Origin of the sequence: Kitasatospora sp. NPDC058115 (genome assembly GCF_042884635.1) — a bacterium.
Lineage (GTDB): Bacteria > Actinomycetota > Actinomycetes > Streptomycetales > Streptomycetaceae > Kitasatospora.
Genome location: NZ_JBHVTL010000029.1, coordinates 57411 through 57910, shown reverse-complemented (window position 1 = coordinate 57910; position 500 = coordinate 57411).

The window sequence follows — 500 nt, the reverse complement described above, 5'->3', positions numbered from 1 at the left end:
GGGCGAAGCCGAAGCCGCACAGGGCGAAGGTCGTGGAGTGGGAAGTCGGCGAGAGCGACTTCCCGGCAACTCGGGGATCGCTGTGGGGTGGGAAGTCGGCTCAGGTGGCTTCCCGCTGCGGGGGCTCGGGGCACCGGTGGGCCGGCAGAAGCCACACGCAGGCACCCCACCCGGGCCGGGCGATCCCGCGGCTCGGGAGTAGGAAGTCGGACCCGCCGACTTCCTACTCCACGCGCGCCCGACACCAGCAGGGTGCCCACACCCCGGCCGGACGGGACAGCCGCGGAGTAGAAGATCGGCCGATCCGACCTCCCACTCCAAGAACTCCGGCAGAAGCCACACGCGATCCCGCGGCTCGGGAGCAGGAGGTCGGACCCGCCGACTTCCTACTCCACGCGCGCCCAACACCAGCAGGGTGCCCACACCCCGGCCGGACGGGACAGCCGCGGAGTAGAAGATCGGCCGATCCGACCTCCCACTCCAAGAACTCCGGCAGAAGC